Raw genomic sequence first — 5,274 nt, 5'->3', positions numbered from 1 at the left:
GTATGGACTCTCGACAAAGTCGGCACTTTAATCAAAACCATGCACGACAAAGAACTCCAACATCCTGACATCCCGATTCTAGTACATCACGACGTGACTGTTTGTGATGAGAATCTAAACGTTATACATGACTCTCTTTGGAAAAGTATCAATATTAAACCATGGAAATTCAACACTTTCAACTTGCTTATGACAACACCAATAGTTGCAGGGGCTACCAGCATCTTCAACCATCACGTAAAACAGTATGTATTCCCCATACCATCTAATAAAAGGATAATGTACGATCACTGGATTGCACTATGCACAGTAAAACACGGCAAAATATTCTGTATAGAAAACAGATTTAACTTATATCGACAACATGAAGGACAGGTATGCGGATTGGAAAGTATGCAGAATAACGCCTGTTCCATAGAAGTCCTTAAACGTAAGATCACAAATTGGACACGAGATGCTCAACTTTTCCACACCATTGGAGTTCCGAAGTGGAAATTCTTCTACTATAAGATCAAAAGCAACATCATAAAATCATAACACCTCAGCAGACAGGATGGGAATATACTTCACTATATACGGATATCTGATTGTGATGTCATTCCTTGACTTGTTTATTACAAGACATGGTAAATTTCAATTATTCATGTATGTCTGCTTCTCTATCGTTATATTTTTATTAGTATCAACCCGGGAAATGGGGTTTGATTATGAACCATACAGAACTATTTTCAACAACCTGAAAAGCCTCAGTTTATCCGACATTACAGACCCTAAACTCGTCTATGTAGAACCTCTGTATTCAATATTAAACATATGCGCTCCAGGCGGGTTCAGAAGCGTAATCATGATAATGGCATTTTTGAATATTGCCTTTCTATTCCCGTTTATATATAAGTATTCACCATATCCTCATTTCTCACTTCTATTATTTGCCGGAATGTTCATGTATAGTGGCATGATGGGATTGATTAGGCAATCACTTGCCATATCAATTGCTTTATGGGCGATTGTTAACCGCAACAACCGTAGATTTTGGATCTACCTCATTTTCGCCATCGGGTTTCATTATTCAGCCATTATAGTTACTGCTGTCAAACTATTTCCACAAAGATTTCTCAAAATTAAAACATATCTCAAGTGGTTGCTTGCAGCTGTATGTTCCAATCTGTTTTTTTATAATCTGTTCGTTATGGCTTCTGCACTGATGCCGACAGTTATAGCATGGAAGCTAAATACTTATATAGCAGAAGAAGCAGGCCAGAATTTTGGCCTGAATGCTGCCGTTGTGTTGCGACTTATTACTTTTTCACTGGCTCTGTATTATTCCAACAGGATATTTAATAAGTTCAAAACTGATGGATCATATTTCTTCAATATCTACTTCTTGTCACTGATAATGTATATAGCCTTTGGTTTTTTACCACAGATGTCTTCTAGAGGCGCAGTTTATTTTCATTACTTTGAAATACTTCTTGCTCCTATGATCCTATATGTGACAAATAAAAAATTAAAACCAATTATTTTCTTTTTCTATGCTTTTTGTTCATTTGTAAGACATCTTGATATCGTTACCACATATTCAGAATGGTACATCCCGTATCGAAGTTGGCTTTTCTAACATCCAAAAACAATGAAAATACCTAAACAGATCCACCTATGCTGGTTAAGTGGAGATGAATACCCACAGACAATAAAAACATGCATTGAATCATGGCAAGATATAATGCCAGAATATAAGATAATTCTTTGGAACAAAGAAAAGTTTGAGAACGAGATCACTGCTTCATTCGCCATAGATGCCCTTAAGGCTAAAAAATGGGCATTTGCAGCAGATTATCTCAGACTGTACGCACTCTATAAATATGGTGGTATTTATTTGGATTCCGATGTTCAAGTATATAAAAGTTTTGACGACCTGCTTGACAATGAATTCTTTTCAGGTATAGAATATTTTAAGCCAACAGGATATATTGCGATTGAGGCTGCAATAATGGGAGCGATACCACATCACCCTTTTTTGAAAGAATGTCTTGAAACCTACGATCGATTACAATTCAAGAAAACAGATGGGACATTAGATGAAACTCCCATTACGATAAGAATTGCTCGACTTGCCGAATCAAGAGGATTCAAATATTTGCCTATGCTCCAGAAACTGCCCGACAAAATGACACTATATCCTCCACACTATTTCACCAATAAAAACGGAGAGATTGTTAAAGGCGAAACGTATGCTATTCATCATTGCGAGGGAAGTTGGAGATCAGAAAAACACGGAATATTAAAACGCATCATACTGTTTGTAGCCAGATATTACCGTCATCCGGTTTGTGCAGTCAACAATATTGTTTCTAAAATTCGAAACAAATTAAACCGATGAAAAAAGCCATCATCGTAAATGCTACAGCAGCAAGGGAAAGTGGAGCACGTTCCATTCTTGATCAGTTTATATCCAACATCCCTGCCGGATTCGAATATGTCATATTTGTCGATCCATCTTATGATACTGACACTAATGAAAATATTCAACTGGTAAAAATTGACACCACTACCTGGTTTAAGCGTATAAAATGGGATTGGCATGGGATCAACAGATGGATCAAACAACATCAAATTGATCCGATTGCCGCTGTTTCATTGCAAAACACTGCTTTTCGATTAAAAAAAAGTATTCCGCAATTTATATATTTCCATCAGGCTATCCCTTTTTATGAAAACGCATGGAATCCGTTAAAAAAAAGCCAACTAAAACTATGGCTATATAAACACATCTATCCGTTTTTTATAAAAGCCACACTTAATACAAACGTCACAGTGTTTGTGCAGCTTGACTACATCAAACAAGGATTTTCCCAACTATTCCGACATCCGAAAGAAAAAATCAGGGTGTTCTCGCCAACCATTAATAAATCAAACAGCATAGAAACCATTGACTTGCCCTCCGATACGATTAATCTGTTTTATCCAGCCACCGCACATTTTTATAAGAATCACGCCACAATATTAGATGCACTGCAATTGGTATCACATCCGGCAGTTCTTTACACTACCATACCTGAAACGGTATCATTTGCACCTGATCATACTGGTCTGACAGTTAACCTTGGAAAAGTCAGCTACGATGAAATCTTCACTTGGTATAATTCCGTTGACGCATTGGTTTATCCAAGTTACCTCGAGTCATTCGGGCTGCCACTTATTGAAGCTGCCATGGTCGGACTCCCGATTATAGCTTCGGATCTACCATATGCAAGAGAAGTATTAAACGGATATTCGGGAGCGCAGTTTGTACCCTTTGACAACCCCAATGAATGGGCTGAAGCCATTAACAATATAGAAAAAGGGAAACGATTCCCACAACTCAATATATCTAACCGACCCGGATGGGTGGAATTGTTCCACACAATCCATTCGTCCATATAACACTACTATATTATGTCAATATTCAAAGACAAGATTCTTCTCATAACTGGAGGTACAGGATCTTTTGGAAACGCTGTTTTAAGGCGCTTTCTGGATTCGGACATAAAAGAAATCCGCATCCTGAGTCGAGATGAAAAAAAGCAAGACGATATGCGTCACAAACTCCAGAGTCAGAAAGTGAAATACTTCATAGGAGATGTACGCAACAAGGAATCTGTCGACATCGCCATGCGGGGAGTTGATTACGTATTCTCAGCCGCTGCACTCAAACAAGTGCCCAGCTGTGAATTCTTCCCTATGGAAGCGACTCGCACCAATGTTGAAGGCACTAACAATGTACTTTTAAGTGCTATAGAACACGGAGTGAAAAACGTTGTTGTGTTGTCTACCGACAAAGCCGCCTATCCTATCAACGCCATGGGAATCTCAAAGGCACTGATGGAAAAAGTTGCTATTTCCAAAGGAAGAGAACTTGGTGACAACGCTGCGACTACAATCTGCTGCACTCGATATGGAAATGTCATGGCATCGCGTGGATCAGTCATTCCATTATGGGTCGAACAGATGATGGACGGAAAACCGATCACAATTACCGATCCTGAGATGACACGTTTTATGATGACACTTGATGACGCTGTCGATTTGGTTATTTATGCATTTACTCATGCACATAATGGCGACCTTTTTGTTCAAAAAGCCCCGGCTGCGACACTGTCTACATTAGCGACAGCCCTGAAAGAGATATATGCTAAACTCGATCCGAAATATGGCGAAACAGATGTGAAAATAATTGGCACAAGGCATGGCGAAAAACTTTATGAAACCCTTGTCACCCGTGAAGAAATGGCGAAAGCCATAGACATGGGAAATTACTACCGCATACCTGCCGACACACGCGACCTCAATTACGACAAATACTTCATTGAGGGAGAAGGATCCCTGACATCTGTGGAAGAATATCATAGCCACAACACAACCAGACTTGACATAGATGGAATGAAAGAGCAATTGATGCGTCTTCGTTTCATCCAGGCTGACCTTGGACTGATTGAAGCCGACACAAAACGAGAAATCCGTTCAGAATAAAATGGACACTGTTAAAATCGTCGATGGCGAGATATTCACCGACCATCGTGGCACAATTCGATCACTCAACAACTTTCTTTTCGAAAACATAAAGCGTACATACATCATTCATCATCCCGAACCATCCATTATCCGCGGATGGCACGGTCACATGCATGAACGTAAATGGTTCTATTGTCTTAAAGGCGCATGGACACTCGCTTTGGTGAAGATAGACGATTGGACAAATCCTTCACCTGATCTTGTTCCGCAAGTTTTCCAACTGAACGAAAATGAAAGCAAGCTTATATGTGTTCCGGCTGGATATGCTAATTGTCTGAAAGCACATTCCCCGGAATCCATAATTCAGGTATTTTCAGATGTACCCATTCCCGAAGCATACAATGATTCATGGAGATACAATTCAGAATTGTGGATGGACTGGTCTAATTTTTGAACTATGAAATTTTTGGTACTTGGATGCAACGGCATGGCTGGGCATCAGATTTCTTTGTATCTTCAAGAACAAGGACATGACGTTACAGGATTTGCCTTTCAGAAATCCAAACTGCTTAAACATAGTATTTCCGGTGACGCTACCGACTTTCCTTCCTTAAAGAAAATTATCAAAGAAGGAAAATACGACACTGTCATAAATTGTATTGGCATTCTCAACCAGTTCGCAGAAAACAACCACGCTCTTGCGACATTACTGAACAGCTACTTGCCACATTTTCTTGCAATGGTGGCAAATGAAGTCGGCACACATGTTATACACATGAGCAC

General features: G+C 39.2%; 7 protein-coding genes. All 7 read left to right on the top strand.

The annotated features are described in order from the left end of the window. The coding region (locus C5O24_RS14315) for a glycosyltransferase family protein (protein ID WP_439331590.1) at positions 1-537 on the top strand (537 nt) is incomplete at its 5' end. 16 nt (positions 538-553) lie between these two features. Beyond that, positions 554-1,618, top strand: a complete 1,065-nt coding sequence (locus tag C5O24_RS10440) for an EpsG family protein (RefSeq protein ID WP_107036035.1) — start codon at positions 554-556, stop codon at positions 1,616-1,618. 12 nt (positions 1,619-1,630) lie between these two features. Beyond that, positions 1,631-2,380, top strand: a complete 750-nt coding sequence (locus C5O24_RS10435) for a glycosyltransferase family 32 protein (RefSeq protein WP_107036036.1) — start codon at positions 1,631-1,633, stop codon at positions 2,378-2,380. Next, positions 2,377-3,423, top strand: coding sequence for a glycosyltransferase (locus tag C5O24_RS10430; protein ID WP_107036037.1), 1,047 nt, complete (start codon positions 2,377-2,379; stop codon positions 3,421-3,423). Before C5O24_RS10435 ends, C5O24_RS10430 begins: the two co-directional genes overlap by 4 nt. Before the next feature lie 12 nt (positions 3,424-3,435). Beyond that, positions 3,436-4,509 carry a polysaccharide biosynthesis protein gene (locus tag C5O24_RS10425; RefSeq protein ID WP_107036038.1) on the top strand — a complete coding sequence of 358 codons (1,074 nt, stop codon included), beginning with the start codon at positions 3,436-3,438 and terminating at the stop codon, positions 4,507-4,509. Position 4,510: 1 nt separating this feature from the next. Then, positions 4,511-4,945 (top strand): WxcM-like domain-containing protein, encoded by a 435-nt coding sequence (locus C5O24_RS10420; RefSeq protein ID WP_107036039.1) that lies wholly within the window; start codon positions 4,511-4,513, stop codon positions 4,943-4,945. A 3-nt stretch (positions 4,946-4,948) separates the two neighbouring features. Then, a partial coding sequence (locus tag C5O24_RS10415; protein ID WP_133165531.1) for a sugar nucleotide-binding protein occupies positions 4,949-5,274 on the top strand: 326 nt, incomplete at its 3' end.

The organism is Paramuribaculum intestinale (assembly GCF_003024925.1).
GTDB lineage: Bacteria > Bacteroidota > Bacteroidia > Bacteroidales > Muribaculaceae > Paramuribaculum > Paramuribaculum intestinale.
The sequence above is the reverse complement of the archived record's forward strand: the minus strand, read 5'-3'. Positions and strand labels throughout refer to the sequence as shown.

Excerpts from the sequence above, each read along its gene's own strand:
- C5O24_RS10430 (WP_107036037.1), top strand. The coding sequence starts at position 2,377 with ATGAAAAAAGCCATCATCGTAAATGCTACAGCAGCAAGGGAAAGTGGA.
- C5O24_RS10420 (WP_107036039.1), top strand. The coding sequence starts at position 4,511 with ATGGACACTGTTAAAATCGTCGATGGCGAGATATTCACCGACCATCGT.
- C5O24_RS10440 (WP_107036035.1), top strand. The coding sequence starts at position 554 with ATGGGAATATACTTCACTATATACGGATATCTGATTGTGATGTCATTC.
- C5O24_RS10435 (WP_107036036.1), top strand. The coding sequence starts at position 1,631 with ATGAAAATACCTAAACAGATCCACCTATGCTGGTTAAGTGGAGATGAA.
- C5O24_RS10425 (WP_107036038.1), top strand. The coding sequence starts at position 3,436 with ATGTCAATATTCAAAGACAAGATTCTTCTCATAACTGGAGGTACAGGA.